This window comes from Pleomorphomonas sp. T1.2MG-36 (assembly GCF_950100655.1).
GTDB lineage: Bacteria > Pseudomonadota > Alphaproteobacteria > Rhizobiales > Pleomorphomonadaceae > Pleomorphomonas.
On sequence record NZ_CATNLY010000045.1, the window covers coordinates 64025 to 90366 of the forward strand.

29 protein-coding genes and 1 pseudogene are annotated in these 26342 nt (G+C 63.4%); 13 read left to right on the top strand and 17 right to left on the bottom strand.

Annotated elements, in window-relative coordinates:
• Positions 1-2: 2 nt before the first annotated feature.
• Positions 3-554 (bottom strand): L,D-transpeptidase family protein, encoded by a 552-nt coding sequence (locus QQZ18_RS17885; protein WP_342398933.1) that lies wholly within the window; start codon positions 552-554, stop codon positions 3-5.
• A 176-nt stretch (positions 555-730) separates the two neighbouring features.
• Between QQZ18_RS17885 and QQZ18_RS17890 the strand changes: the two genes are divergently transcribed.
• Together QQZ18_RS17890 and QQZ18_RS17895 are read left to right on the top strand one after the other, a co-directional pair.
• Positions 731-1414 (top strand): response regulator transcription factor, encoded by a 684-nt coding sequence (locus QQZ18_RS17890; RefSeq protein WP_166903377.1) that lies wholly within the window; start codon positions 731-733, stop codon positions 1412-1414.
• Between the two features lie 170 nt (positions 1415-1584).
• On the top strand, positions 1585-2046 hold the full coding sequence (locus QQZ18_RS17895) for a Crp/Fnr family transcriptional regulator (protein WP_284542312.1): 462 nt from the start codon (positions 1585-1587) through the stop codon (positions 2044-2046).
• 12 nt (positions 2047-2058) lie between these two features.
• Here QQZ18_RS17895 and QQZ18_RS17900 read toward each other — a convergent pair whose 3' ends face one another.
• The 7 genes and pseudogenes from QQZ18_RS17900 to ffh form a co-directional block, all read right to left on the bottom strand.
• The gene (locus QQZ18_RS17900) at positions 2059-2871 is read right to left on the bottom strand and encodes an exodeoxyribonuclease III (protein WP_284542313.1); all 813 of its coding nucleotides are present in this window, start codon (positions 2869-2871) and stop codon (positions 2059-2061) included.
• A 91-nt stretch (positions 2872-2962) separates the two neighbouring features.
• Positions 2963-3405: pseudogene (gene rplS / locus QQZ18_RS17905) on the bottom strand (50S ribosomal protein L19); the annotation flags it as partial.
• Between the two features lie 110 nt (positions 3406-3515).
• Positions 3516-4226 (bottom strand): tRNA (guanosine(37)-N1)-methyltransferase TrmD, encoded by a 711-nt coding sequence (trmD, locus tag QQZ18_RS17910; RefSeq protein WP_284542315.1) that lies wholly within the window; start codon positions 4224-4226, stop codon positions 3516-3518.
• Positions 4223-4768 (bottom strand): ribosome maturation factor RimM, encoded by a 546-nt coding sequence (rimM, locus tag QQZ18_RS17915; RefSeq protein ID WP_284542316.1) that lies wholly within the window; start codon positions 4766-4768, stop codon positions 4223-4225. The genes trmD and rimM overlap by 4 nt, the downstream gene beginning before the upstream one ends.
• Before the next feature lie 74 nt (positions 4769-4842).
• Positions 4843-5202: a 30S ribosomal protein S16 gene (rpsP, locus tag QQZ18_RS17920; RefSeq protein WP_284542317.1), complete on the bottom strand. Its 360-nt coding sequence runs from the start codon at positions 5200-5202 to the stop codon at positions 4843-4845.
• 48 nt (positions 5203-5250) lie between these two features.
• Complete coding sequence (locus tag QQZ18_RS17925; RefSeq protein ID WP_284542318.1) at positions 5251-5544, bottom strand: chorismate mutase; 294 nt, start codon at positions 5542-5544, stop codon at positions 5251-5253.
• A complete protein-coding gene (gene ffh / locus QQZ18_RS17930) occupies positions 5541-7103 on the bottom strand; it encodes a signal recognition particle protein (protein ID WP_284542319.1) in 1563 nt (520 codons plus the stop codon). Before ffh ends, QQZ18_RS17925 begins: the two co-directional genes overlap by 4 nt.
• Before the next feature lie 306 nt (positions 7104-7409).
• On the opposite strand from ffh, the gene dapF reads away from it, so the two are divergent.
• The 7 genes from dapF to QQZ18_RS17965 all read left to right on the top strand — a co-directional run bounded on the left by dapF (position 7410) and on the right by QQZ18_RS17965 (position 13179).
• Positions 7410-8258, top strand: coding sequence for a diaminopimelate epimerase (dapF, locus tag QQZ18_RS17935; RefSeq protein ID WP_284542320.1), 849 nt, complete (start codon positions 7410-7412; stop codon positions 8256-8258).
• A gap of 24 nt (positions 8259-8282) precedes the next feature.
• Entirely contained in the window at positions 8283-9128 is an 846-nt protein-coding gene (locus tag QQZ18_RS17940) for a class I SAM-dependent methyltransferase (protein WP_284542321.1), read from the top strand.
• 87 nt (positions 9129-9215) lie between these two features.
• Entirely contained in the window at positions 9216-10472 is a 1257-nt protein-coding gene (gene mtaB / locus QQZ18_RS17945) for a tRNA (N(6)-L-threonylcarbamoyladenosine(37)-C(2))-methylthiotransferase MtaB (protein ID WP_284542322.1), read from the top strand.
• Positions 10473-10490: 18 nt separating this feature from the next.
• A complete protein-coding gene (gene ftsY / locus QQZ18_RS17950; RefSeq protein ID WP_284542323.1) occupies positions 10491-11522 on the top strand; it encodes a signal recognition particle-docking protein FtsY in 1032 nt (343 codons plus the stop codon).
• Positions 11523-11648: 126 nt separating this feature from the next.
• Positions 11649-12377, top strand: a complete 729-nt coding sequence (locus tag QQZ18_RS17955) for a heme ABC transporter permease (protein ID WP_284542324.1) — start codon at positions 11649-11651, stop codon at positions 12375-12377.
• Positions 12374-12598 (top strand): heme exporter protein CcmD, encoded by a 225-nt coding sequence (gene ccmD, locus QQZ18_RS17960; RefSeq protein ID WP_284542325.1) that lies wholly within the window; start codon positions 12374-12376, stop codon positions 12596-12598. Before QQZ18_RS17955 ends, ccmD begins: the two co-directional genes overlap by 4 nt.
• The gene (locus QQZ18_RS17965; RefSeq protein ID WP_284542326.1) at positions 12595-13179 is read left to right on the top strand and encodes a DsbE family thiol:disulfide interchange protein; all 585 of its coding nucleotides are present in this window, start codon (positions 12595-12597) and stop codon (positions 13177-13179) included. The genes ccmD and QQZ18_RS17965 overlap by 4 nt, the downstream gene beginning before the upstream one ends.
• Here QQZ18_RS17965 and QQZ18_RS17970 read toward each other — a convergent pair.
• Positions 13164-13838, bottom strand: coding sequence for a YggS family pyridoxal phosphate-dependent enzyme (locus QQZ18_RS17970; protein ID WP_284542327.1), 675 nt, complete (start codon positions 13836-13838; stop codon positions 13164-13166). The two genes, QQZ18_RS17965 and QQZ18_RS17970, sit on opposite strands and share 16 nt — an antisense overlap.
• A gap of 227 nt (positions 13839-14065) precedes the next feature.
• Between QQZ18_RS17970 and QQZ18_RS17975 the strand changes: the two genes are divergently transcribed.
• The 4 genes from QQZ18_RS17975 to QQZ18_RS17990 all read left to right on the top strand — a co-directional run bounded on the left by QQZ18_RS17975 (position 14066) and on the right by QQZ18_RS17990 (position 17002).
• The gene (locus QQZ18_RS17975) at positions 14066-14737 is read left to right on the top strand and encodes a LolA family protein (RefSeq protein WP_284542328.1); all 672 of its coding nucleotides are present in this window, start codon (positions 14066-14068) and stop codon (positions 14735-14737) included.
• 22 nt (positions 14738-14759) lie between these two features.
• The gene (locus tag QQZ18_RS17980) at positions 14760-15356 is read left to right on the top strand and encodes a septation protein A (RefSeq protein ID WP_284542329.1); all 597 of its coding nucleotides are present in this window, start codon (positions 14760-14762) and stop codon (positions 15354-15356) included.
• A complete protein-coding gene (locus tag QQZ18_RS17985) occupies positions 15353-15748 on the top strand; it encodes a VOC family protein (protein WP_284542330.1) in 396 nt (131 codons plus the stop codon). Before QQZ18_RS17980 ends, QQZ18_RS17985 begins: the two co-directional genes overlap by 4 nt.
• 105 nt (positions 15749-15853) lie before the next feature.
• Entirely contained in the window at positions 15854-17002 is a 1149-nt protein-coding gene (locus tag QQZ18_RS17990; protein WP_284542331.1) for a MalY/PatB family protein, read from the top strand.
• A gap of 117 nt (positions 17003-17119) precedes the next feature.
• Here the strand turns inward: QQZ18_RS17990 and QQZ18_RS17995 are convergent, their stop codons facing one another.
• From QQZ18_RS17995 to hemE, 8 genes are all read right to left on the bottom strand, one after another.
• Entirely contained in the window at positions 17120-18004 is an 885-nt protein-coding gene (locus QQZ18_RS17995; RefSeq protein WP_284542332.1) for a ParB/RepB/Spo0J family partition protein, read from the bottom strand.
• An 85-nt stretch (positions 18005-18089) separates the two neighbouring features.
• Positions 18090-18923, bottom strand: coding sequence for a ParA family protein (locus tag QQZ18_RS18000; RefSeq protein WP_284542333.1), 834 nt, complete (start codon positions 18921-18923; stop codon positions 18090-18092).
• A complete protein-coding gene (rsmG, locus tag QQZ18_RS18005; protein WP_284542334.1) occupies positions 18920-19624 on the bottom strand; it encodes a 16S rRNA (guanine(527)-N(7))-methyltransferase RsmG in 705 nt (234 codons plus the stop codon). The genes QQZ18_RS18000 and rsmG overlap by 4 nt, the downstream gene beginning before the upstream one ends.
• Positions 19624-21504, bottom strand: a complete 1881-nt coding sequence (gene mnmG, locus QQZ18_RS18010) for a tRNA uridine-5-carboxymethylaminomethyl(34) synthesis enzyme MnmG (protein ID WP_284542335.1) — start codon at positions 21502-21504, stop codon at positions 19624-19626. The genes rsmG and mnmG overlap by 1 nt, the downstream gene beginning before the upstream one ends.
• 365 nt (positions 21505-21869) lie before the next feature.
• Positions 21870-23165 (bottom strand): tRNA uridine-5-carboxymethylaminomethyl(34) synthesis GTPase MnmE, encoded by a 1296-nt coding sequence (gene mnmE, locus QQZ18_RS18015; RefSeq protein WP_284542336.1) that lies wholly within the window; start codon positions 23163-23165, stop codon positions 21870-21872.
• Between the two features lie 175 nt (positions 23166-23340).
• Positions 23341-24606 (bottom strand): transcription termination factor Rho, encoded by a 1266-nt coding sequence (gene rho, locus QQZ18_RS18020; RefSeq protein WP_100080831.1) that lies wholly within the window; start codon positions 24604-24606, stop codon positions 23341-23343.
• Between the two features lie 241 nt (positions 24607-24847).
• On the bottom strand, positions 24848-25282 hold the full coding sequence (gene hemJ / locus QQZ18_RS18025; protein WP_284542337.1) for a protoporphyrinogen oxidase HemJ: 435 nt from the start codon (positions 25280-25282) through the stop codon (positions 24848-24850).
• Positions 25282-26310 carry a uroporphyrinogen decarboxylase gene (gene hemE, locus QQZ18_RS18030; protein WP_446728677.1) on the bottom strand — a complete coding sequence of 343 codons (1029 nt, stop codon included), beginning with the start codon at positions 26308-26310 and terminating at the stop codon, positions 25282-25284. The genes hemJ and hemE overlap by 1 nt, the downstream gene beginning before the upstream one ends.
• Between the last annotated feature and the right edge of the window lie 32 nt (positions 26311-26342).

Genomic DNA, 26342 nt, shown 5'->3' on the forward strand with positions numbered 1-26342 from the left:
CTTCAGCCAAAGAAGATGGTCGTGCGCGCCGACAGACGTGGCAGCAGTTTCAACATGTCGGCGCGCTTCAACGCCATGCAGCCCGCCGTTGGGCGACCGTCAGCGTGCGCAAGGTGAAAGAAGATGGCGCTGCCGCCGCCGCGGATGCGGGGCCGGAGATTGAAATCGAGCACCAGGACGACGTCGTAGGCGTGATCGTCGCGCCACATCGCCTCGTGGCTCCTGGGATAGGGACAGCGGACCGGACGATTGTAGTTGCCGTCGGACGGATCGTCGCACCAGCCGTCGTCAGGCCGCAGCGGAACAAGCAAAATGCCCGCACGCGGTCGGCTTCCGAAGCGATCCGGCCGATAGAAACCGCCGACAATGCGGAAACCTCCCCGCGGGCTCGCCCCATCCCCCTCCCGCTTCAACACCGAGAGTCCCGACCGACCGATCGTCGCCGCCAGATCAACGCCTCCGCCGACAAGCCGCCCGCGCGTGGAATGGGGCGATTTCACGCGAACGTGAAGGCGCGTGAGCGCCGGCCCCTTCGGTTTCAACTTGCCGTGCATATTTTTCGCCTTGCTTGACAGACGGTCGCGAAGGACCGACAGACGGTATAATTTTGTGAAGTATCCGGTCTGCCATGATAATCTGGCAGGGATCGGATGAATCGCCAAGCCGGTGCGATGCACCCCGAAGACGAGGGGCGGGCTCTCTGGCAGCGATCATCTTTGACGGGGATGACATGACCGCTCGAAAAATTCTGATCGTCGACGACGACCCCGACCTCCGCGAGGCGCTGCTCGAACAGCTGTCCCTGTTCGACGAGTTCGAGCCCATCGAGGCGGAAACCGCCACCAAGGGCATGCAACTTGCCCGGACGGCCCACGTCGACCTCGTGTTGATGGACGTCGGCCTGCCCGACATGGATGGCCGCGAGGCGGTGAAGATTCTCAGGAAAGGCGGATTTGCGGCGCCGGTGATCATGCTGACCGGGCACGATACCGACAGCGACCAGATCCTCGGGCTCGAAGCCGGTGCCAACGACTATGTCGCCAAGCCGTTCAAGTTCGCCGTTCTGCTTGCTCGCGTGCGCGCCCAATTGCGCCAGCACGAACAGTCGGAAGAGGCGGTGTTCACGATCGGGCCCTATACCTTCCGTCCCTCGGCCAAGCTTCTGGTGGACGCCAAGGGTGGCAAGATCCGCCTCACGGAAAAGGAAACCTCGATCCTGAAGTTCCTTTACCGGGCCGGCGACAAGGTGATCACCCGCGATGTGCTTTTGCACGAGGTCTGGGGCTACAACGCCGGCATCACCACCCACACCCTCGAGACGCACATCTACCGCCTTCGCCAGAAGATCGAGAAGGACCCGGCCAACGCCCAACTCCTCATCACCGAAGGCGGCGGCTACAAGCTCGTGCCGTAACCCTTCCGCCTCCCTTCGGGGGTGGAAAACCCGGCCGACGCCGGCAAGCCGGGGATTGGGCGGTTAACCTTCTACGGGCGGCATGCTAGGGATTTTGCGTCATGTGCCGCGTCCGCGGCGCATGACCGATAATTGCCACCATCGTTTGTCCCGCCCGCGCCAGGCCATTCATGAGTCTCGAGTCCGACATACAGCTGCTCGGCACGGTGTCCATGCTCTCCGATTTCACGGAGGACAAGCTGCGCCTGCTCGCCTTCTCGGCCGAGAGCCGCGACTTCCGGGACGGGCAGCGCCTCTACTCGGCGGGCGACCGCGCCGACTGTGCCCATGTCATATCGGCAGGTGAGGTGGCACTGTTCCCGCCCGGCGAGTCCGAAACCCCCACCGAGGTGGTTGGCCGTGGCGCTCTGCTTGGCGGCCTCGCCCTGATCGTCGATGGCGAGCGAACGATGACCGCCGTGGCGCGCGGCCGAGTCGAGACCATCTTGATCCGCCGGCCGCTGTTCCGCCGAATGCTCGATGAGTTTCCCGAGATTGCCGCCGGTCTGCATCGGCGCCTGTCGGCCAACGTGCGCGAGACCACTTCGCGGCTGATGACGGTACGCGAGCGCCTCGACCGCCTCGGAAACTGACGCCGCCTGAGATCAGACCTCGATGCTGACCACGACGGGCGCATGATCCGACGGGCGGTCCCAATCTCGCGCATCCTTCAGGATGCGGAAGTCGCTCACCCGCGTGGCCATGCTGGGGTGCGCCCATATGTGGTCGAGCCGACGCCCCTTGTCGGCCGCCCGCCAGTCCTTGGCGCGGTAGCTCCACCAGGAATAGAGCTTCTCCTCAAGCGGCACGAATCGTCGGGCAATATCGACATAACCGACAGCCGAGCGGACAGCCTCCAGCTTCTCACATTCGATCGGCGTGTGGCTGACGATCTTGAGAAGCGCCTTGTGCGACCAGACGTCATGCTCATGGGGAGCGACGTTGAGATCTCCCACCACCACATCCGGTAGCCCGTCGCTGGCCGTGGGCAGAAAGTCCCTCATCTCGTCGAGAAAGCGAAGCTTGTGGTCGAACTTCGGGTTGATGGCAACATCCGGCTCGTCGCCGCCGGCCGGCACGTAGAAGTTATGGACGCGAAAAGCCGAATTGCCCTCGCCGATCACTGCGGAAATGTGGCGCGGGTCGCCAACCTTGTCGCAGAACTCGCGAACGCGAACGTCGCCGAGCGGCAAGCGCGAGACGATGCCGACACCATGATAGCCGCCGCGACCGCCGTTGAGAGCAATATGCTCGTAGCCGAGCTTGCGGAAGTCGGCGGCGGGAAACTGGCCGTCCTGGCACTTCGTCTCCTGCAGGAACAGCACGTCCGGCGCCGCTTCATTGAGCAGGCGCTCGACGATGAGTCGGCGCATGCGCACGGAATTGATGTTCCAGGTGGCGATCTTGACCTGTCGCATGAGCTTGCGGGATCTCCGGATGTAAAAAGGCCCGCGTGCGAAGCGCGCGGGCCCGGAACGATCGGTCAGCCTTGGGCTGCGCTCACTTGTCGGCCTTGGCGGCGTCGTTAAGCTTGCGGGCGCGGGCGTTGGTCGCCTCGAAGATACGGGCCGCCTTGCCGCGCAGGTCGCGCAGGTAATAGAGCTTGGCCCGGCGCACCTTGCCGCGGCGCACCACGTCGAGCGAGTCGATCATCGGCGAGTAGATCGGGAAAACGCGCTCGACGCCCTCGCCGTAGGAAATCTTGCGAACGGTGAAGCTCTCGTTGAGACCGCCACCCTTGCGGGCGATGCAGACGCCCTCATAGGCCTGCACGCGGGTACGCGTGCCTTCGGTAACCTTCACGTTGACGCGAACGGTATCGCCGGGAGAAAACTCGGGCAGCTGGCGCTGCGCCTTGACCACGGCCATCTGCTCGGCCTCGAGCTCCTGGATGATCTTGCTCATCTTTGGATTCCTTCTTTTTCCTGAGCCGACCAGAGCGCCCTGTTCATCGTCACATCGAACGAAGGGGCGGATACGTCAATCAACTATGGGCGGGGTTCCTACACGAGACGGACCCGTTTGTCGACCACTTCCACCCAGATTCTTTGCCGGAAACTGCTCATTTCCGGCCTTTGGCGGCGAGATGCGCGGACCAGAGGTCGGGACGCCGCTCGGTCGTCACCCGTTCGGCGTCGGCACGGCGCCAAGCGTCGACTTTTCCGTGATCTCCCGACAGCAGAACCTGCGGGATCGCCTCATCCTCGAAGATCGGGGGCCGCGTGTACTGCGCGTGCTCGAGCAGACCTTCCTCGAAGCTCTCCGTGATGCCTGAGAGGTCGTTGCCCATCACGCCGGGCAGCAGACGGACGACCGCGTCGAGAAGCACGATGGCCGCAACCTCCCCGCCGGACAGCACATAGTCGCCGATCGAGACCTCCTCCAGCCGGCGGTGTCCGATCAGCCGCTCGTCGACGCCTTCGAAACGGCCGCAGACAATGACGACACCCGGACCGGCGGCAAGTTCGCGCACACGGGCCTGCTTGAGAGGAGCTCCGCGTGGCGTCATCAGCAAACGTGGCCGGGGATCATCCGGCGGAGACACGGCGTCGACGGCACGCGCCAGCACGTCGGCGCGCATCACCATGCCGGGACCGCCGCCGGCCGGCGTGTCGTCGACGTTGCGATGGCGTCCCTCGGCAAAGTCGCGGATCTGGGTCGGTCTCAGCGACCACCCCCCCTCGCCAAGCGCCCGGCCGGCGAGGCTGACCCCGAGCGGGCCGGGAAACATCTCCGGATAGAGCGTCAGCACATCGGCGGCAAAACCAGTCACGGCGCCTCCTCCCCGTCCGGTTCGCCGGGTTCGTCGAGGAGGCCGTCCGGCGGTGCGATGATGGCCTTGCCGGATGCAAAATCGAGGGTCGGCACGACGGCGCGCGTAAAGGGCACATAGACCGACGCGCGCCCCGGGCGCTTCACATCCAGAAGGTCGTCCGCTCCGAAATTGACCACTGCCACCACCGTGCCGATCGCCTCGCCGGCCGTCGTCTCGACCGCGAGACCGATGAGGTCGGCGTGGTAGAACTCGTCCTCATCCGGCGGTGGCAAGGCCGAGCGATCGACGTGAAGCTTGGTGCGGTTCAGTTTCTCGGCGGCGGTTCGGTCGGTGAGCCCCTCGAAGGAAACAACCAGCATGTCGTCCTTGAGGTGCCGCAGCGACTTGATGCGGAAGATGGCCCCACGGCTGTCATGCAGAGGGCCGTAGTCGGCCACGGCCAGGGGATCGGCTGTATGCGCCTTGACGCGCACCTCGCCACGTACGCCATGGGCGGCGCCGATCTCGGCAATGACAACGGACTTCTGCGGTTCGGCCAAGGGATGTCTCCGTCAAAGAAAAGGACCGCCCCGCGGGGCGGGACGGTCCCTTAAAGGATGGTGTCAGACCGAAATCACTCGGTCGGAGCCTCGACGGCAGCGGCCTTCTCGGCACGCTCGGTGGCGCGCTCCTTGGCCTTGTCGCCCGGCTCGGCCTTCTTCGGGTTGCTGCGAGCCGGGCGGTTGGCAAGGCCGGCCTTGTCGAGGAAGCGCAGGACGCGATCGGTCGGCTGGGCGCCCTGATCGAGCCAGTACTTGGCGCGGTCGGCATCGAGCACAATGCGGTTCTCGGCGTCATCGGCCAGCATCGGATCGAAAGTGCCGATCTTTTCGATGAAGCGGCCATCACGCGGCGAACGGGCGTCGGCGATGACGATCGAGTAGTGCGGACGCTTCTTGGCGCCGCCACGGGCGAGACGGATCTTGAGGGACATTGGGATTACTCCAGCTTGGTTTGTCTTCGGTTAGGGGTGAGGAGTCGCCTACTGGCGAAGCGCCTCGTGGTGCCTGATCACTTCCGTGATGATGAAGTTCAGGAATTTCTCGGCAAAATCAGGATCGAGCCGGGCATCGGCCGCGAGCGCCCTGAGCCGTTCGATCTGGACCTTTTCCCGCGAGGGATCGGCCGGCGGAAGCTTGTGCTCGGCCTTGAGCCGACCGACCTTCTGCGTACACTTGAAACGCTCGGCAAGGAGATGAACCAGCGCCGCGTCGATGTTGTCGATCGAGCCGCGCAGTTCCAGCAGTTCGGCCATCACCGGATCGAGCGTCGTCATTTCTTCGGTCCCTTCGGCAGACCGGGAAGACCCGGCAATCCCGGCAGACGACCACCGGAGAGGCCCGGCAGACCGGAGAGACCGGGCGGCAACGTCCCCGGCAGGCCCGGCGGCAAGCCGCCCTTCCCGCCAAGTCCACCACCCATGCCCATGTCGCGAGCCATCTTTTCGAGCTGCGCCGGATCCATCTTGGACGGATCGGGCATGCCGCCGCCCATCATGGCGCCAAGCTTGCCAAGACCGCCGAACAGCCCGCCCTTCTGCTTGCCCATGGCCTTCATCATGTCGGCCATCTGCCGATGCATCTTCAGCACCTTATTGACGTCGGACACTTCGGTGCCGGAGCCGGCGGCAATGCGCTTGCGACGCTTGGCGTCGATGACGGCGGGCTTGGCCCGCTCCTTCTTGTTCATCGACTGGATGACGGCCACTTGCCGCTTTAGCAGGCGATCGTCGAAACCGGCGGCAGCGAGCTGGTTTTTCATCTTGGCCATGCCGGGCATCAGGCCGAGGATGCCGCTCATGCCACCGAGCTTCTGCATCTGCCCGAGCTGTTCGGCAAGGTCGTTCATGTCGAACTCACCCTTGCCCATCTTGGCGGCCATCCGGGCCGCCTTCTCGGCGTCGATATTGGCAGCGGCCTTCTCGACCAGCGCCACGATGTCGCCCATGCCGAGAATGCGGTCGGCCACCCGCTGCGGATGGAAGTCTTCGAGCGCATCGGCCTTTTCGCCGACGCCCATCAGCTTGATCGGCTTGCCGGTGACGGCGCGCATGGACAGCGCCGCACCGCCGCGACCATCGCCATCGACGCGCGTCAGAACGATACCGGTGATGCCGATCTGTCCGTCGAAGGCGCGCGCCGTGTTGACGGCGTCCTGGCCGGTCAGCGCGTCGGCGACCAGCAGCACTTCGTGCGGCTGGGCGATGCGCTTGACGTCGGCCGCCTCGTTCATCAGGGCATCGTCGACGGTGACGCGACCGGCGGTATCGAGCAGAACCACGTCGTAGCCGCCGAGGCGGGCGGCAGTCAGCGCCCGCGCAGCGATTTCCTGCGCCGACTGTCCGACGACGATCGGCAGCGTATCAATGCCGTTCTGCTCGCCGAGAACCTTCAATTGCTCCATGGCCGCCGGACGCCGGGTGTCCAGCGACGCCATCAGCACCTTCTTGCGCTGACGCTCGGTCAGACGCCGGGCGATCTTGGCCGTCGTCGTCGTCTTGCCCGAGCCCTGCAGACCAACCATCAGAATGGCAACCGGCGCCGGTGCTTCAAGATCGATCGGCTGGGCGTCGGACCCCAGCATCTCCACGAGCTGGTCGTGGACGATCTTGACGACCATCTGGCCCGGAGTGACCGACTTGACCACCTCGACGCCGACAGCGCGGTTCTTCACCTTGTCGGTGAAGGACTTGACAACGTCGAGCGCCACGTCGGCCTCGAGCAGCGCCCGCCGCACCTCGCGCATGGCTTCCGCGACGTCGGCTTCCGACAGCGCGCCGCGACGGGTGAGCTTGTCGAAAATGCCGGCAAGGCGATCGGAAAGGCTTTCAAACATCGGCGGTCCTCGTCGAACGGTTTGTCGGACCGCTCATATGGCCCCGACCGCCACGAAACCCAAGCACCGCAGGCATCCGCGGGCGCGACGCGCTGGCGGATGTTGACCTCCGGGATCATGCCCCGGTCGGCGGCTCGGCTGTCGCAACAGGACGAGAATGGAGCGGCATTAGCGGCAAGACAGCATCGAGTCAAGGAAAACCGGCTTTTCGCCAGCCTCAGAAGCTGCATTTACCGCGCCGACACGCCCGCCGCTTCCTCTGCCGCCGCCATTCGTCTATGAGAGAGCAGAAGGAGCCAGGCGGCGATGAGCATCCCTTACGTCAAGATGAACGGCATCGGCAACGAGATCGTCGTGCTCGATCTGCGCGACAGGACGGAGACCGTGACCGCCGAGGCCGCACGCGCGATCGGCGCCAGCGAGCCCTTCGACCAGCTCATGGTTCTCTACGCTCCCCGCCGGCCCGATACGCTGGCCTTCATGCGCATCTTCAATATCGACGGTTCGGAGAGCTTTGCCTGCGGCAACGGCACGCGGTGCGTCGGTCGGCGTCTGTTCGAAGCGGGAGCGCCCTCGCCCTGCTTCGTCGAGTCACGCGCCGGCCGCTTGCGTATCGAAAAGGCCGGCGACCTCGTTACCGTCGACATGGGCGAGCCGCGGTTTGCCTGGAACGACATTCCGCTTGCCGAACCTTTCGCCGACACCCGCGCCATCGAATTGCAGATCGGGCCGATCGACGCCCCGATCCTGCATTCGCCCTCGGTCGCCAACATCGGCAACCCGCACGCCATTTTCTGGGTCGACGACGTGGAAGCCTACGATCTCCAGGCCATCGGACCCATGCTTGAAAATCATCCCATTTTTCCCGAGCGCGCCAATATCTCGCTTGCCCACGTGACAAGCTCGGACGCATTGACGCTGAAGGTATGGGAACGAGGTGCCGGTCTGACGCGCGCCTGCGGCTCAGCCGCCTGCGCCGCTGCCGTGTCGGCAGCCCGTACGCGCCGGACCGGGCGCAAGGTTCGCGTGACGCTTCCCGGTGGCGACCTCGTCATCGAGTGGACGGCGGAAAACCGCATTCTGATGACCGGCGCCACCGAATTCGAACGCGACGGCCTGCTGCCGGAAGACATCTTCGCCTCGGCTGTAGCCTGAGGCGCCTCGTTATCGGGGCATTTCATGGAACACGGCACACCCAGCTCCACCGCCCTGGTCGTCGCAGCGCTTCGCGCCGCGCACCAGACCCATGACGACGGCCGAGTATTTCGCGATCCCTATGCCGAGGACATGCTGGGACCCGAGGGCGCCCCGCTGATGATGGGCCTGCCGATCGTCCCGGGCTATCGGATGATGCGCTTTTTCATGGCCGCGCGCAGCCGGTATGCCGACGACGCGCTGGCCGAGGCAGTGTCTCGCGGCTGTCGGCAGGTGGTGGTGCTCGGCGCCGGTCTCGATACCCTCGGCCTCCGGAATCCCTATCGCGCGATCGGGCTGCATGTTTTCGAAGTCGACCATCCAGCGACCCAGGCCGACAAGCGTCGCCGCCTGCTGCGCTTCGGACCGAGACTACCGACCAGCCTTTCGCTGGTGCCGGCCGTATTCGGCGAGAGCGACATCGTCGCGGAGCTTGCCGCGGCGGGTTGGCGGGCGGACAAGCCGACCTTCTTTCAGATGCTGGGCGTTGTGGTTTACCTGCCCGCCGCGACGCGGCAAGCGCTTTTCGCCTTCATTGCCGACCTTCCGGCCTCGGAGGTCGTGCTCGACTATACGACGCCGCCCGAAAGCCAGTCGCCGGAAGGCAGAACGATCACGGTGGCGCAGATGGCCGAGGCGGCAAAGGTCGGCGAACCCTGGCTCGGTCTCATAGCGCCAGCAGCGCTCGCCCGCGAGTTTGCCGATCTTGGACTGTCCGACATTGAGGACCTCGATATTCCGAGGCTCCGGCAGCGCTATCTGGACGAGAGGCCGAGCGAAGGCGCGGCAGATTTTGGCCTCCACGTTCTCCACGCCCAGCATCAGGCCTGAGCCCGCCCGCCATGCGGTTTCCGCTCTGGCAATTTCCGCGCCTTTCCGCCATATAGCCGGTTTGGGCATCAGCATCGGAACGAAAGCATGGCAATCGAGGTGATCACCTTCGGCTGCCGCCTTAACACGGCGGAATCCGAAGTGATGCGACAGAAGGCGGCCGAGGCGGGCCTGTCCGAAGCCGTGCTGGTCAACACCTGCGCCGTGACGGGTGAGGCCGTGCGGCAGGCCAAGCAGGCGATCCGCCGGGCACGGCGCGCCAATCCCGAAGCCCGTATCGTGGTGACCGGTTGCGCCGCCCAAACCTCGCCCGAGCTGTTCGCCGGCATGGAAGAGGTCGATCTCGTGGTCGGCAACGCCGACAAGCTCACCGAGGCGGCCTATCAGGCGATCCCCGACTTCGGCGTGTCGGCGGAGGAAAAGACCCGCGTCAACGACATCATGAGCGTGCGCGAAACGGCGCTGCACCTTGTTGACGGTTTCGAGGGACGCACCCGCGCCTTCGTTCAGGTGCAGAACGGCTGCGACCACCGCTGCACCTTCTGCATCATCCCCTTCGGCCGGGGCAATTCCCGTTCGGTACCGATGGGCGACGTGGTCGCACAGGTGCGCCGCCTCGTCGAGAACGGCTATGCCGAGGTGGTGCTGACCGGCGTCGACCTCACTTCCTATGGGGACGATCTGCCTGGAAATCCGCGCCTTGGGCGCCTGACCCGATCCATCCTGAAGGAAGTGCCTGAGCTATCCCGCCTCCGCATTTCGTCGATCGACTCCATCGAGGCCGACCCCGACCTGATGGCGGCCATCGCCGAGGAAGAGCGGCTGATGCCGCACATGCACTTGTCGCTGCAGCATGGCGACGACCTGATCCTGAAGCGGATGAAGCGGCGCCATCTTCGTGCCGACGCCATTCGCTTTTGCGAGGAAGCGCGGCGTCTCCGGCCGGACATGGTCTTCGGAGCCGACATCATCGCCGGGTTCCCGACCGAGACCGAGGACATGTTCCGCAATTCGCTCGCCATCGTCGACGACTGCGGCCTCACCCATCTGCATGTCTTCCCCTACTCGCCACGCCCAGGTACGCCAGCGGCCCGCATGCCACAAGTTTTGCGTGTTGATATCAAGAATCGCGCTTTTAGATTGCGCGAAAAGGGCGATGCCGCATTCCGCGCCCATCTTGAAGCGGAGGCTGGCCGTCGTCACTCCGTTCTGGTCGAAAAGGACGGGCTCGGCCGCACCGAACAGTTTACGCTCACAGAGATCGACCGGGGCATGCCCGGCGAAATCGTATCGGCCGTCGTCACAGGCCATACCGACCGTGCCCTTATTTCCAAGGCCGCCTGAGGCAGAGGACCAACCAACATGTCGGACGACAAGAAGCCGGGTCTCATAGGGCGTTGGTTTGGCGGCGGGCGCGAGGCGTCGGATACACGTGAATCACCAGTCGAGCCGGAGGCACCCGCTGTCGCCGAACGCCCATCCTGGTTCCAGCGCCTCACCAGCGGCATGTCGCGCTCGTCGCAGGCGCTCAGCGGCGGCATCGTCTCCATCTTTACCAAGCGCAAGCTCGACGCCGACACACTCGAGGAACTTGAGGACGTGTTGATCCAGGCCGACCTTGGCGTTGCCGTATCGTCGGCTATCGCCGAGCGCCTGTCCGCCGAGCGCTATGGCAAGGACATCACCGACCACGAGGTGAAGACCATTCTCGCAGCCGAGGTGGAAAATGTCCTCGCCCCGGTCGCCATCCCCTTCGCACTGAAGGTCGACAAGGCGCCGCAGGTGGTGCTCGTGGTCGGCGTGAACGGGTCCGGCAAGACCACCACCATCGGCAAGCTGGCCTTGAAGTTCACCTCCGAGGGCCGAAAAGTCATGCTGGCCGCCGGAGACACCTTCCGTGCCGCCGCCATCGACCAGTTGAAGGTCTGGGCCGGGCGCACGAACGTGCCGATCGTTGCCCGCGACGTTGGCGCCGATTCGGCCGGCCTCGCCTTCGACGCGTTGACCCGGGCGAAAGCCGAGGGCATTGACGTTCTGATGATCGATACGGCCGGCCGCTTGCAGAACAAGGCCGAACTGATGGCCGAACTCGAGAAGGTCGTCCGCGTCCTCCGCAAGATTGACCCCACCGCGCCGCACGACGTGCTGCTGGTGCTCGATGCTACCACCGGCCAGAACGCCATCTCCCAGGTGGAAGCCTTCGGCCGGACGGCCGGTGTCACCGGTCTCGTCATGACCAAGCTCGACGGTACGGCGCGCGGTGGCATCCTCGTCGCCATCGCCGAGAAGTTTGGCCTGCCGGTGCACTTCATCGGCGTCGGCGAGGGGATCGACGATCTTGAGCCCTTTGCTGCCCGCGACTTTGCCCGGGCCATCGCCGGACTTGGCGACTGACGGTGCCGCCCTGAGCGTCCTTCGCGCCGCTGCGGATTGCCGGTCGCCGACGAAGCCGCTATTTGTGCAGTCTGGAATACGTCGAAGCCGCGATTGACGGCCGCGCACCCACGCTCCGAGGCAAGCATGCCCCTCGCCGATCTGGCCAATCCAACACGCTTCCTAGCACTTGCCGGCCGCCTGATCCCCTGGCTTGCCGGGCTCACCGTCATGTTGTTCGCCGGCGGTCTCGCCTTGGTCATCCGCTCGCCGGCTGATTATTTGCAGGGCGAGACCGTCAGGATCATGTACATCCACGTGCCCGCCGCCTGGTTGTCCATGCTGACCTACGCCATCATGGCCGTGTCCGCGCTCGGCACCCTGGTCTGGCGACATCCGCTTGCCGATGTCGCCGCTCGCGCGGCCGCCCCGATCGGTGCCACTTTCACCGCGCTGGCCCTGGTGACCGGATCGCTGTGGGGTCGGCCGATGTGGGGCACCTACTGGGAGTGGGATGCGCGCCTCACCTCGGTGCTGGTGCTGTTCATCATGTATCTCGGCCTCATCGCACTCTGGCGTACCATCGAGGATCCGACGCGCGGCGCGCGCGCCGCCGCAATCCTGATCCTGGTCGGTTCGGTCAATCTGCCGATCATCAAGTTCTCGGTCGACTGGTGGAACACTCTGCACCAGCCTGCCTCGGTGTTCCGTATCGACGGTCCGACCATCGACGTCACCATGCTGTTGCCGCTCGCGGCCATGGCATTGGCCTTCACCGCCCTTCTCGCCACGCTGCACCTGGCCGCCATGCGCAATGAGATTTTGCGTCGGCGCATTCGCGCGCTCGGCCTGACTGCCGCCGGAGCCGCCCGATGATCGCTTCTCTCGGCCCTTATGCCGGCTTCATTGTCCTGAGCTACGGAGCGGCCGCGCTTGCCGCCTTCGGCCTCACGTTTTGGGTGGTTCTGGATCATCGCCGTTTGAGACACACGCTGAGGACCCTTGAGGCGCAAGGCCTGACCCGCCGATCGGCGCGCGCCGCGGCTCGACTGGCGCCCGAAACATCATTGGACGCCAAGCTGGAGACGCAGGCTTGAGCACGTCTTCCCGCCGCCGCGCCAGCCTTCTCGCGCTCGTTCCGCTCGTCTTGTTTCTGGCGCTTGCCGCCTTGTTCTACGCAAGACTCGGAGCGGGCGACCCGGCGGAGGTACCGTCCGCACTGATTGGCAAACCGGTTCCCGACTTCCGGCTCGACGCCGTCGCCGGACTGACGCAAGACGGAGCATCGGTTCCCGGTCTTTCGTCGACCGACCTCGCCAAAGGCGTTTCCGTCGTCAACGTGTTCGCCAGTTGGTGCGCGCCCTGCCGTGCCGAGCATCCGCTGCTGACCAAAATCGCCGAGGACCGGCGTATCCGCCTCTACGGGCTCAACTACAAGGACGCCGACGATCAGGCGCTGCGCTTCCTCAACGGCCTCGGCAATCCCTATGCCGCCGTCGGCGCCGATCGCAAAGGTCGCGTCGGCATCGACTGGGGCGTCTATGGCGTGCCCGAAACCTTCGTGGTGGCCGACGGTCACATCGTCGCCAAGCTGGTGGGGCCGCTTACGCCCGACAGAATCTCGACGGAACTGAGACCGGCCATCGACAGGGCGCTGGGCGCTCAGGCGGCGCCGTAGTCCCGGAAGCCAAAAATGGCGCTGCCGACCCGCACATGCGTCGCGCCCTGGCCGATCGCCGTTTCGTAATCCGACGACATGCCCATCGAGCGGAAGGCCACCCCAGCCCGCCGCGCCAGTTCGTCGAGCAACGCGAAATGCGGCGCTGGCGGATCGCCGACCGGCGGGATGCACATCAACCCGGTAATGGCGAGGCCGTGCACGTCGCGACAGCGCTTCACGAAGTCCACCGTTTCGCGCGGCGCGATACCAGCCTTTTGCGGCTCCTCCCCGGTGTTGACCTGCACGAGCAGCTTGGGGAAACGGTTCTGCGTCCGCATTTCCTTGGCAAGAGCCGCCGCGATCTTGTCGCGGTCGACGCTGTGGATGACATCGAACAAAGCCACCGCTTCGCGCGCCTTGTTTGACTGCAACGGTCCGATCAGATGCAGCTCAACGCTGGGGAAATCCGCCTTTACCGACGGAAACTTGGTGGCGGCCTCCTGCACGCGGTTTTCGCCGAAGACGAACTGCCCGGCGGCGATGGCGGCACGGACATCGGCCTCCGGAAAGGTCTTGGAAACGGCGATCAACGTCACCGAACCGGTTGGCCGTCCGGCCTCCTCCTCGGCCCCCTCGATCACCGCCCGCACCCGTCCAAGCGCTTCGGAAATGGTCATGCTGGCCTCTCCATTCTCCGCCAAAGCCGCGAAGGCCCAAGTCCCGAAGGGCCGGAGGCATCTCTGTCGCCAACCCTGCCGCCTGTCTTTGGCGCACGCCGCCGTCTTGTCAATACGGCGCTGGAAACTCTACCTTGTTTCGCCATCTTCTGATCTTTAAGTGGGTGGGACGTGTGCCGCAGCGTCGCCATCGCGTGCGGAAAGTAACAACGGAAAGGGTATCCGCGATGTTTCAAACCCTGAGGATAGGGCGCCGTGCGTTCCTGAGCGGCATTGCCGGTGCCGGCGTGACGCTGGCGCTCGCCACCGCCGCGGTACCCCTTGCAACAACCGAAGCGCTGGCCAAGCCCAACCTCGCCAATCTTTCGCCCGAGCAGCTCGCCACGGTGCAGGCGGTCAACCGCTACTTCAACTCGATCACCACCTTCGAAGGGAAGTTCCTGCAGACGGCGCCTGATGGCGGCGAGACCACCGGTTATTTCGTCATCGACCGGCCCGGCAAGATGCGTTTCCGCTACTATCCGCCGGCACAGCTCGACATCACAGTCGACGGCCGGACAGTTGCGGTCGACGACAAGGCCATGCAGTCGCAGACGCTCTATCTTCTGTCGGAAACGCCATTGCGCTTCCTGCTCGACAAGAACATCAACCTGCTTGAAGAGGCAGTGGTGCAGTCGGTCAGCGCCGATTCCGATTTCATCGTCATCCGCCTTCAAGACCCTGGCACGTTCGTCACCAGCCATCTGACGCTTTACTTCGATGCACGCACCACCGAACTGAAGCAGTGGACGGTAACCGACGATCAGGGGTTTGACACCACGGTGGCCATCTACGAAACCAAGGTGGGCAATCCCACCAATCCGGAATGGTTCCAGATCAACTATTCCAAGTACAAGTGACCGCAGCCCGCCAGGAGTGATGATGACCGAGATGCCCGCCGCCGGCCGCAAGGCCGAGAATCCCTGGCTCAAGCTCGCCCTTGAGCTGGGCCCGCTTCTCGTCTTCTTCTTTGCCAACGGCCGCTTCGGTATCTTCGCCGCCACCGGTGCCTTCATGGCGGCGATGGCGGTGGCGTTGATCGCTTCCTGGGCGATCAACCGACGCCTCGCCATCATGCCGCTGGTGACGGGTATCGTCGTCGCCATCTTCGGCACGTTGACGCTGATCCTGCACGACGACACCTTCATCAAGATGAAGCCGACCATCGTCAACACCCTGTTCGGCGGCGCGCTCCTCGGCGGTCTGTTTTTCGGCAAGACTTTGCTCGGATACGTCTTCGACGGCGCTTTCCATCTCGACGAACAGGGCTGGCGCAAACTGACCATCCGCTGGGGCCTGTTCTTCCTTCTTCTTGCCGTCCTCAACGAGCTGATCTGGCGCACCCAGACGACCGAGTTCTGGGTCGCCTTCAAGGTCTGGGGCATCATGCCGTTGACCTTGCTGTTCTCGATCGCGCAACTGCCACTTCTGTCGCGTCACGCCATCGAACAGCCGGGCATTTCCAAGGATCCCGCATGACCCGGACGATCGCCAGCGTGGCGCTCGTGGTCGCCGACTATGACGAGGCGATCGCCTTCTATGTCGATGTACTCGGCTTCTCCCTCATAGACGACGCGCCGCTTGGCGACGGCAAGCGATGGGTGCGGGTCGCTCCAACCGGATCCGGAGCCGCCCTGCTGCTTGCCCGGGCTGACGGTCCGGAACAGGCGGCGCATATCGGCGATCAGACCGGCGGCCGGGTTTTCCTTTTCCTCGAGACCGACGATTTCGCCCGAGACCATGCGTCGTTCTCGTCCCGAGGCGTTCGCTTTCTCGAAGAGCCCCGCTTCGAGGCCTACGGTACCGTCGCAGTCTTCGAAGATCTCTACGGCAACCGCTGGGATCTCATCGAGCCGAAGCGAGCCGCCTGACAACAGCATCATCTGCCCAATCAACATGCGTCCAAAGGCTGGATCGGGTCCGGGCTTTGGGTCTAGTGTCGGCTGATCCGCCTCTACGACAAGGACATTTTCTTCATGGCTGCCTACGACTTCGACACCGTCATCGATCGACGGCAGGTACCCACCTCCAAATGGGACCGCTATCCCGAGGGCGTTCTGCCGATGTGGGTGGCCGACATGGATTTCCCCGTTGCCGAGCCGATTGCCACCGCTTTGCGCGACCGCCTGGATCATCCGGTGTTCGGGTACGGCGGTCCTGGGCCAGCCTCGCTGCGCGACGCGATCGCGGCCGACATGCAGGATCTCTATGGATGGACCATATCGCCTGTTGACGTGGTGTTTCTGCCAGGCGTCGTGCCGGGCTTCAACCAGGCGCTCAAGGCCTTTGCTCAACCCGGCGACCGCTTGGTGGTCGAAACGCCGGTCTATCCGCCGATCCTCGCCGCTGCCGGCAACTGGGATCTCACCCGCGTCGACGTTCCGGTGTTGCCGGTCGCCCAGGGTTGCGCCGTCGACCTCGATCGTCTGACCGGCGCCCTCGCCGGCGCGGCAGCTTTCCTGCTTTGCAACCCGCACAATCCCACCGGTCGCGTGCGGACGCGCGCCGAGCTCGCGGCAATCGCCAACGCATGCCTTTCGTCCGGCGCCGTAATCATTTCGGATGAGATTCATTGCGACATCGTCTACGGGGCAGTCAGGCACGTGCCCATTGCGTCCCTTTCGCCGGATATCGCCCGCCGAACTATCACCCTGATGGCGGCCAGCAAGACCTACAACATCGCCGGCCTGAAGACGGCCTACGCCATCATTCCCGATCCCGATCTGCGCCGTCGCTTCATCGCCGCCAATCTCGGCATGAGCGAAGGCGCCAACGTGCTTGGGCTTGTCGCCACCGAAGCGGCACTCCGAAACGGACGCCCCTGGAAACAAGCCCTGCTTGCCTATCTCGAAGCCAATCGGGACCATCTCGTTGCGCGCCTTGAACGGGAGATTCCAGGAATCCGGATCACCGCCCCGGAAGCGACCTACCTCGCCTGGCTCGATTGTTCAGAGCTCGATCTTGGGGACGCCTATCGCTTCTTCCTCGACAAGGCCAAAGTCGCCTTCAACCCCGGCCCCAGCTTCGGCGGCGACGACCATCACGTTCGTCTGAACTTCGGTTGTCCTCGCTCCATGCTCGATGAAGGCATCGACCGCATGGTCAAGGCACTTTCCCAGCGCTGAGACTCTCTCCCGACGAGATCGTTACGGGTCCGAAAGATCGGAATCGAAACAAAACGCCCCGGCGAGACATCGTCGGGGCGTTTCGCTTGCGAATCGAACAGGTGAAAATCGGAAAAATCAGTCTTCCAGACGACGAATGATGTCGTCCAGTTGATCGAGACTGGCGTAGCCGAGCCGCATCTCGCCCGAGCCGTTGGGCTTGTGACGAATTTCCACGGACAGCCCCAACGCGTCGGAAAGCCGCTTTTCCAGCGCTCGCGTATCGGCATCCTTGTCCGGCTTTGCCACCTTTGCCCGACCATGCGGCTCCGAAATGGTCGCCTGCGCCAGCGTCTCCGCCGAACGGACGGTCATGCCCTCCTCGACGATACGCTTGGCAAGCGCTGTGGGATCGGGCGCGGCAATCAGGGCACGGGCATGGCCGGCCGTCAAAGCACCTGCGTTGAGATACTCCTTCACCGGTTCGGGCAGCTTGAGCAGACGCAGCGTGTTGGCGACATGGCTGCGGCTCTTGCCGATCACCGAGGCGAGGTCGTTTTGCGTGTATTCGAACTCCTGAATGAGCTGGTCGTATCCCATTGCCTCTTCCAGGGGGTTGAGGTCCTGCCGCTGAACGTTTTCGATGATGGCGATTTCCATCGCCTCGCGGTCGGTCACGTCCTGGATGATGACGGGGATCTCGTGCTGGCCGGCCTTCTGCGCGGCGCGCCACCGCCGCTCACCGGCGATCAGCTCATACCCATTGCCGCCGGCCGGCGCCGGCCGAACCACAACTGGCTGAATCATGCCGTGCTGGCGAATGGACCCCGCCAGCTCTTCAAGGTCTTCCTCCTTGAACAGACGGCGCGGGTTTTTGGGGTTCGCCTTGATGAGGTCGATCGACACCTTGCGAATGCCGCGGACCCGCTCGACCACTTCGAATTCGGAACTGGCATCGCCAATCAGCGCCGCCAGTCCCCGGCCCAGCCGCCGACGTCCGCTCTCGTCGCTGACGCTGCTCATGACTTTCCCTTCGCTTTCTTCAGCCCCCGGGAACCACACGTTCGACGAGGTCTTCGTGGTCCGGCATCCCTGACTCCGGGATACCTTATGCCGCGACGGCGCGGAAACGCCGCTCGCGCTGGATGATTTCAGAGGCAAGCTTCAGATAGGCTTGGCTGCCCGTACACTTGAGGTCATAGAGCAGCGCCGGCTTGCCGTAGGAGGGCGCCTCGGAAACGCGGACGTTGCGCGGAATGATCGTCTCATAGACGGCATCGCCCATATTGGCGCGAACGTCCTGCACGACCTGCGCACTGAGGTTGTTGCGGCCGTCATACATGGTGAGCACGATGCCATGGATACCGAGTTCCGGGTTGAGGCTGCGCTTGACCTGCTCGACGGTGGAGAGAAGCTGCGACAAGCCCTCAAGGGCGAAAAATTCGCACTGCAGAGGCACAAGGATGGAGTGCGAGGCCGACAGCGCATTGATGGTCAACAGATTGAGCGAGGGCGGACAGTCGATCAGCACGTAGGTGAAGTTCTTCTCGCGACCACCCGTGTTCTCCACCGCCTCGACATGCCGGGCGATGGCCTTTCTGAGACGGTAGGCACGATCTCCCGAGCCGGCGATTTCCAGCTCCACCCCAAGATTGTCCAACGTCGACGGCGCGACGGTGAGCCGCGGCACGGCCGTCGGCACCAGACATTCCCGCAGTTCCGCTTCGCCGATCAGAAGATCATACGTCGACACCTTGCGCGACTTGCGATCGATACCGAGGCCGGTCGAGGCGTTGCCCTGCGGGTCGAGGTCGATGATCAGCACCTCCTCGCCGATGGCGGCCAGGGCCGTGCCGAGGTTGATGGCCGTGGTCGTCTTGCCGACGCCGCCCTTCTGGTTGGCCAGCGACAACACGCGGGGACTGTGCGGAAGGCGGTTCATCGGCGGGCATCCTGTTCTGGAAGACCGGCAGTCGGCAGCCGGCGGACATGATCGACGAGAATGATGCGGCTGTCGGCTTCGATCCGGCTCTTCCGTTCTACCAGATCGAAGCTCCACGAGAGAGACGCTTGCCTGTGCTCCGTGGCAAAATCCTGTCCCTTGTGGAAAACGCCCGTTGCTCCAGCGCACAGCCAAGGTTCGGCATACTCGAGAAGACGATCGAACGAGGCGAGAGCCCGAGCCGAAACGGCGTCGAATCGATTCTCATTGGGCGATAGTCGTTCCGGAAGCGACTCGATGCGATCCGAAACGATCTTTGCCGGCAAGCTCAATTCGCGAGCGACCGCCTGCAAAAATGCCGCTTTCCGCCCGTTGGACTCAACGAGAGTCACTGAACCGCCCTCCACATCCGCCAACAGGATGGCCGTCACGAGCCCAGGAAAACCGGCGCCCGAGCCGATGTCGAGCCAACGCCGGGCGTTCGGCAGAGCAGCGAACGCCTGCGCTCCGTCGGCAACATGCCTCCGCCAGATGTCAGGAAGAGTTGACGGTGCAACTAGGTTCTTGACCGGCTGCCACTTCCGAACGAGACCAACATAAGCCACAAGCCGTCTTTCCATGGCCGCATCCAGTGGCAGGATGGCCCGCACGGCGTCCAGGTCGTCATCCGTTTCGGCTGGGTTCGCTACCTTCCCCGTCATCAGGCGGCCTCCCCTTTCTGGCGCGCCGAAAGCTTGCGCAAGTGGGCGAGAAGCAGCGTCAGACTGGCAGGCGTCACGCCATCGATACGACCGGCCTGACCGAGAGTGGTCGGTCGCACCGATTCCAACCTCTGCCGGACTTCGTTGGAAAGCCCCGTCACCGCCTGATAATCGAGATCAGCCGGCAATGCGCGGGCTTCGTCGCGTCGAAACGCCGCGATATCGGCCTCCTGCCGGTTGAGATAGACGGCGTAGAGCGCCTCGGTCTCCAGGGCCGCGCTCGTCACGCTATCGAAACAACCGAGCTCAGGCCAGATGCCGGCAAGGCGGGACAATGACATGTCCGGATAGGAGAGAAGCTCATAAGCGGTCCGTCGGACGCCATCCTTGTTGAGAGCAAGGCCATGGTCCTCGCCTTCACGCGGGCTCAGCGAGAGTGACAGCGCCGTTTGCCGCGCGGCTTCCAGCGCCGCCATCTTTGCCGAGAAGGCAAGGGCACGGGTCGACCCGACCACACCGAGAGCAAGCCCACGGGCCGTCAGCCGCTGGTCGGCGTTATCCGCCCTCAGCGATAAGCGATACTCGGCACGGGAGGTGAACATGCGATAGGGCTCACTCACACCCTTGGTGACAAGATCATCGATCATCACACCGAGATAGGCTTCGGCTCGATCGAACACGATGCCTTCCGCCCCACCCGCTCGCCGGGCCGCGTTGATGCCGGCGACAAGACCCTGAGCCGCCGCTTCCTCATAACCGGTGGTGCCGTTGATCTGGCCGGCGAGGAACAATCCGGCCAGCTTCTTTGCTTCCAACGTCGGTTGCAGCTCGCGAGGGTCGATGTGGTCATACTCGATGGCATAGCCGTATTGGACGATGCGCGCCCGCTCCAGCCCGGGAATCGACGCAATGATCGCGTCCTGCACATCTTCGGGCAAGGACGTCGAGATGCCGTTGGGATAGACGAGATCGCTGTCGAGCCCTTCCGGCTCCAGAAAAATCTGATGCCCGTCCCGATCCCCGAAGCGGACGATCTTGTCTTCGATCGATGGGCAATAGCGAGGTCCGCGGCTGCCGATCTGACCGGAGTACATGGGCGAGCGGTGGACATTGTCACGAATTACCCGGTGCGTTGCCTCGCTCGTTCGGGTGATGTAGCAGGCAACCTGCGGCTGGGCGATTATCGAGGTCAGCGTGGAGAATGGCTCCGGGCTTTCATCGCCCGGCTGTGCCTCCAGTGAGGCGTAGTCTATCGAATGGCGGTCGAGCCGGGGCGGCGTACCCGTCTTGAGGCGACCGAGCCGTAACCCAAGCCGAGCAAGCGTTCGTGACAATCCCATGGCCGGCCGTTCGCCGATGCGCCCTGCCGGCGTCGTTTTGGGGCCGAGATGAATAAGTCCGGACAGAAAGGTCCCGGTCGTCAAAACCACAGCAGCGCAGGTCAGCCGACGCCCATCCGCTATGACGACTGCCGAAACACTACCGTCAGTAACCTCGATATCGTCGGCTTCACCCTCGACCACCGAAAGGTTGGCTGTCGACGCAATCTCGGCCTGCATCGCCGCCTTGTAGAGCTTTCGGTCGGCTTGCGCGCGAGGACCCCGCACGGCCGGCCCTTTCCGTCGATTGAGAAGACGGAACTGAATGCCGGCAGCATCGGCAACTCGGCCCATCAAGCCGTCGAGTGCATCGACTTCACGAACGAGATGTCCCTTGCCCAGCCCGCCAATCGCGGGATTGCAGGACATCGCGCCAATAGTCGAAAAGTGATGTGTAATCAGCGCAGTACGCGCACCACTACGCGCAGCGGCGTGCGCGGCTTCGGCGCCCGCATGGCCACCGCCGATAACGATTACGTCAAAGCGTTCCAGATCGTTCACTGTCGCTCCGATATCTGCAAGTGTCGCCGCTGCCCAATTGGCGCGACCATTGGCGCCGTGGCCGACCGAGCTAAGCCCTTCTCGGCGCGTGGCGCCCGATGACAGGGGTCAGTTGGGTCTTCATAGGGCAATTGAGGCTATAAGGTCAAAGCCGAAAGCGCTGTTTTCCGGTCTTTCTCGCCCGATCTCGCCTCGAAAAGGCTCGATTCCGTGGTTCGGTTCGGAGGCGAATCCGAAGACTTTTCCACAGGCTGTGGAGTGTTTCACGTGAAACACCGTTAATTAACTGCGAATTTCAGCCCGCCGCGCGCCGCAGCCATTCCGCCTATAAGTGCTTCTGGAGATTCGTTTCGGATGAGAATCGGTTACTTGCCGATGCAAAAGGTCGAGAAAATGGAGCCCAGCACCTCTTCCACATCGATCCGACCTGTCAGGCGTCCAAGTGCATCACTAGCCCGCCGAAGGTGATCGGCTACCACCTCTGCAGGAAGGCCAGGAGCTCCAGCCTCTCGTAGTGCCTTACAAGCCTGATCCAAGCACCCCCGTTGACGAACGCGGCTGACCAACGGTGCCTCTCCGCCCAGTCGACTGGCTGCTTCCTCGGACAACCTGAGAAGCAGACGATCGATCGAAGTCCGATCATGGATCGAAACCCGGATCCCTTCACCCTCCCCGGGAGAGAGATCAGCCTTTGTCCGAACCCTCAAAACCGCAGCCTCAAGCGCCAACACTTCGTCCGGCGGGAGGGCACTAGTCTCATCAAGCCATAGAACGATGTCAGCCGCCGCCGCCCTCGCCCTACCGCGCCTCATACCTTCCGCCTCGATGGTATCGCCACCGTCGCGAAGACCGGCTGTGTCGATCAACGTCACGGCGTAACCGTCAAGATCAAGGCGGACTTCCAGGACATCGCGGGTAGTCCCGGGAATGTCCGTGACGATGGCGATATCACGTTCGGCCAGGGCGTTGACCAGGCTGGACTTGCCCGCGTTGGGCGGCCCGAGCACCACCACTTCCAAACCATCGCGAATCCGCTCGCCACGCTCTCCAGCTGTCAGTGCGCGTTCGATTTCCGCTTGCAGGCCGGCAACGGCCGGAACAACGCCACTTGAGACGTCAGCCGGCACATCCTCCTCGTCGGAGAAGTCAAGATCAGCTTCGACATAGGCCCTGAGGCCGATGATACGCTGGCGCCACTCCTCGGCCTTCTGTCGAAACGCTCCGCCAGCCAGTCGCAAGGCCTGCCGCCTCTGAGCGTCTGTCTCGGCAGCGATCAGATCGGCAAGTCCCTCGGCCTCCGTCAGGTCCAGGCGGTCATTCTCGAACGCTCGCCGCGTGAACTCTCCGGCTTCAGCCAGTCTCAGCCCGGGTAGCCCACCAATATAGGCGAGAAAAGCCGATAGGACCGCTCGACCGCCGTGAAGATGGAACTCGGCGACGTCTTCACCGGTAAAGCTGGCCGGCCCCGGAAAGAAAAGCACCAGACCGCGGTCGATCAGCTGACCATTTCCACTGATGTCTCGCAACACCGCACGGCGAGAAGCAGGCACATGCCCAATCGTTGTTTCGAGTACGAATCGAACCTGAGGTCCGGAGACACGCACCACCGCGACGCCGCTTGGCGGCGCACCTGACGACAAGGCGAAGATCGTCTCGGTCACGATTCGATGTCTCCGTTGATACCTTCGTAGTGCCGAACCCAGGGAGTACCGTTGGGGTTGGCGGTATGTTCAAAAGGCAAGGGCCCCAACGGGGCCCTCATCGACATTCTGGCGATTTGAAACGGTACCGAATCGACGGTGTTTCACTGATTCACGTGAAACACCGTCGACCGGATCAGGTGTTCATGGAATCGAAGAAATCGCCGTTGGTTCGGGTCTGCCGCAGCTTGTCCAACAGGAACTCGGTTGCGTCGGTGGTTCCCATAGGATTGAGAATGCGGCGAAGAACGAAGGTCTTCTTGAGCTTGTCCGGCGCCACCAGCAGGTCTTCCTTGCGGGTACCGGAACGCTGGATGTCGATCGCAGGGAACACGCGCTTGTCGGAGATCTTGCGATCGAGGATGATTTCCGAGTTGCCCGTGCCCTTGAACTCTTCGAAGATCACCTCGTCCATGCGGCTGCCGGTGTCGATCAGTGCGGTGGCGATGATGGTCAGCGACCCACCCTGCTCGATATTGCGTGCCGCGCCGAAGAAGCGCTTGGGCCGTTGCAGCGCGTTTGCATCGACGCCGCCGGTCAGCACCTTGCCGGAAGACGGCACCACAGTGTTGTAGGCTCGGCCGAGACGGGTGATGGAGTCGAGAAGAATGACGACGTCACGGCCATGCTCGACCAAACGCTTGGCCTTCTCAATGACCATCTCGGCGACCTGGACGTGGCGCGTCGCCGGCTCGTCGAAGGTGGAGGACACCACCTCGCCGCGCACCGAGCGCTGCATGTCGGTCACTTCTTCCGGACGCTCGTCGATCAGAAGAACGATCAGATAGCATTCCGGATGGTTGGTGGTGATCGAGTGGGCAATGTTCTGCAGCAGGACCGTCTTGCCGGTACGCGGCGGCGCAACGATCAACGCGCGCTGTCCCTTGCCAAGCGGCGCCACGATATCGATGACGCGCGCCGAAAAGTCCTTCGACGGCACGCCCTCGACTTCCATGCGGAAGCGCTCGTCAGGATAGAGCGGCGTCAGGTTGTCGAAGTGCACCTTGTGGCGCGCCTTCTCGGGGTCCTCGAAATTGACGGTGTTGACCTTGAGCAGCGCGAAGTAGCGCTCGCCTTCCTTGGGGCTCCTGATCTGCCCCTCGACGGTGTCGCCGGTCCTGAGCGAGAACCGACGAATTTGGGCCGGCGAAATATAGATGTCGTCCGGACCTGGCAGATAGTTGGCATCGGGAGAGCGCAGGAAACCGAACCCATCCTGCAGCACTTCGACGACACCCTCGCCGATGATATCGACTTCTTGCTCGGCAAGCTGCTTCAAAATGGCAAACAGCAGTTCCTGCTTGCGCATGGTCGAGGCATTCTCGACCTCGACTTCTTCCGCAACGGCCAGAAGTTCGGTGGGGGTCTTCTTCTTGAGATCCTGGAGCTTCATCTCCGACATGGACAAGGCATCTCTTGGCTGGAAAAAGGAATTGAAGTCGAAAACACAAAACTCCCCTCGGTGGGGATACGCATCGACGATCTTTTCCGAAAGACGCGGGCTGGCAGTGACGGCGGGGAGCCGCCACGGGAAAACTATCCGAACGCTCCGTCCGGAAGATGCCTGCCCGCGAAGCGAGGGACGGATTTCGCTATACTCTGTTCCGACCGGCGCGGCAAGACGGCAACCCGTCGCCTCAGCGTCAAAACGGCTTCAGCACAACCAAGGTCAGAATGCCCAGGAGAATGATTGTGGGCAGCTCGTTCATCATCCTGAAAAAGCGGGAATTGCGCCGATTTGCATCAATCGCGAAGGCCTTGCGCCAAGCATCGAGCTGGTAGTGGTAAACGGTCAGGGCAAGCACCAGCAAGGCTTTCAGCCACAGCCAGGACGCGCCGGAAAACCAGCCACCCTTCAAACCGAGCCAGAGGCCAAAACCCCAAGTGCCATACATGGCTGGCCGCATGATGCCCTTGAGGAGTCGGCGCTCCATCACCTTGAACGTCTCAGACTGAGCCGACCCCACCTCGGCATCGGCGTGGTAGACGAAAAGGCGCGGCAGATAAAAAATGCCGGCCATCCAGGCGATGACGGAAAACAGATGGCCGATCTTGATCCAATCGTAGGCCAAGCCCATCACCGCCCCCCGCGAACACGTGCCAGCATACGCGCAACATTGTCGATGGAACCGTCCGGCGTGATGCCGTGACCGAGATTGAAGATCAGCCTCCCCTCGCCCAAACGATCGAGCACCCGATCGACGGCGGCATCGAGAGCTCCGCCACCGACGACGAGATGCAGCGGATCGATGTTTCCCTGCACGGCGGTTTGAGGCTGCACGCTATCCCGAACAAAATCGAGCGAAGCCTGCCAATCGATGCCAACGGCATTGACTCCGGTCTCCCTAACGTAAGCCGGAAGATGTCCGCCTGCCCCCTTTGGAAAGCCGATCACCCGGGCATTCGGCACTCGGGCTCGCACTCCCGCGACAATCCGTTTCGTCGGTTCGATGACAAACCGCCAGAAGCCGGTATCGTCGAGCGCCCCCGCCCAGGTATCGAAAATCTGAACCGCGTCGGCGCCAGCCGCAAGCTGGGCGGAAAGATAGTCGATCGAAGCGTCGACCAGAACGTCGACCAACCGATCGACACCGCTTGGATCCGCGAGCGCTGCCCGGCGTGCCGGCATCTGATCCGGTGTACCCCGTCCGGCGACCATGTAGGTGATTAGCGTCCAGGGCGCCCCGCAGAAGCCGAGCAGCGCGGTCTCCTTCGGAAGCTCGCTGCGAACGCGAGACACCGTTTCGATGACCGGCGCCAACCGTTCGAGCAGGCGATCCGGTTGGAGTTCCTGGCGAGACAGATCGATCGGCTCCAGTCGGGGTCCTTCTCCCTCGACGAACCAGACCTTCTGACCCAGCGCATGCGGTATGACGAGGATGTCGGAAAACAGAATGGCCGCATCAAAGCCAAAGCGTCGGATCGGCTGAAGCGTCACCTCCGTGGCAAGTTCCGGTGCATAGCAAAGATCTAGGAAGGAACCCGCTTTGGCGCGTGTGGCTCGATACTCGGGAAGATAGCGACCGGCTTGCCGCATCATCCAGACCGGTGGCGGTGAGAGCCGCTCGCCATCGAGAACCCTGAGGAGGCGACGTTCGTTTGCCACCCTGTCTGTCATCGCGCCGTCGGCCGTTTCCA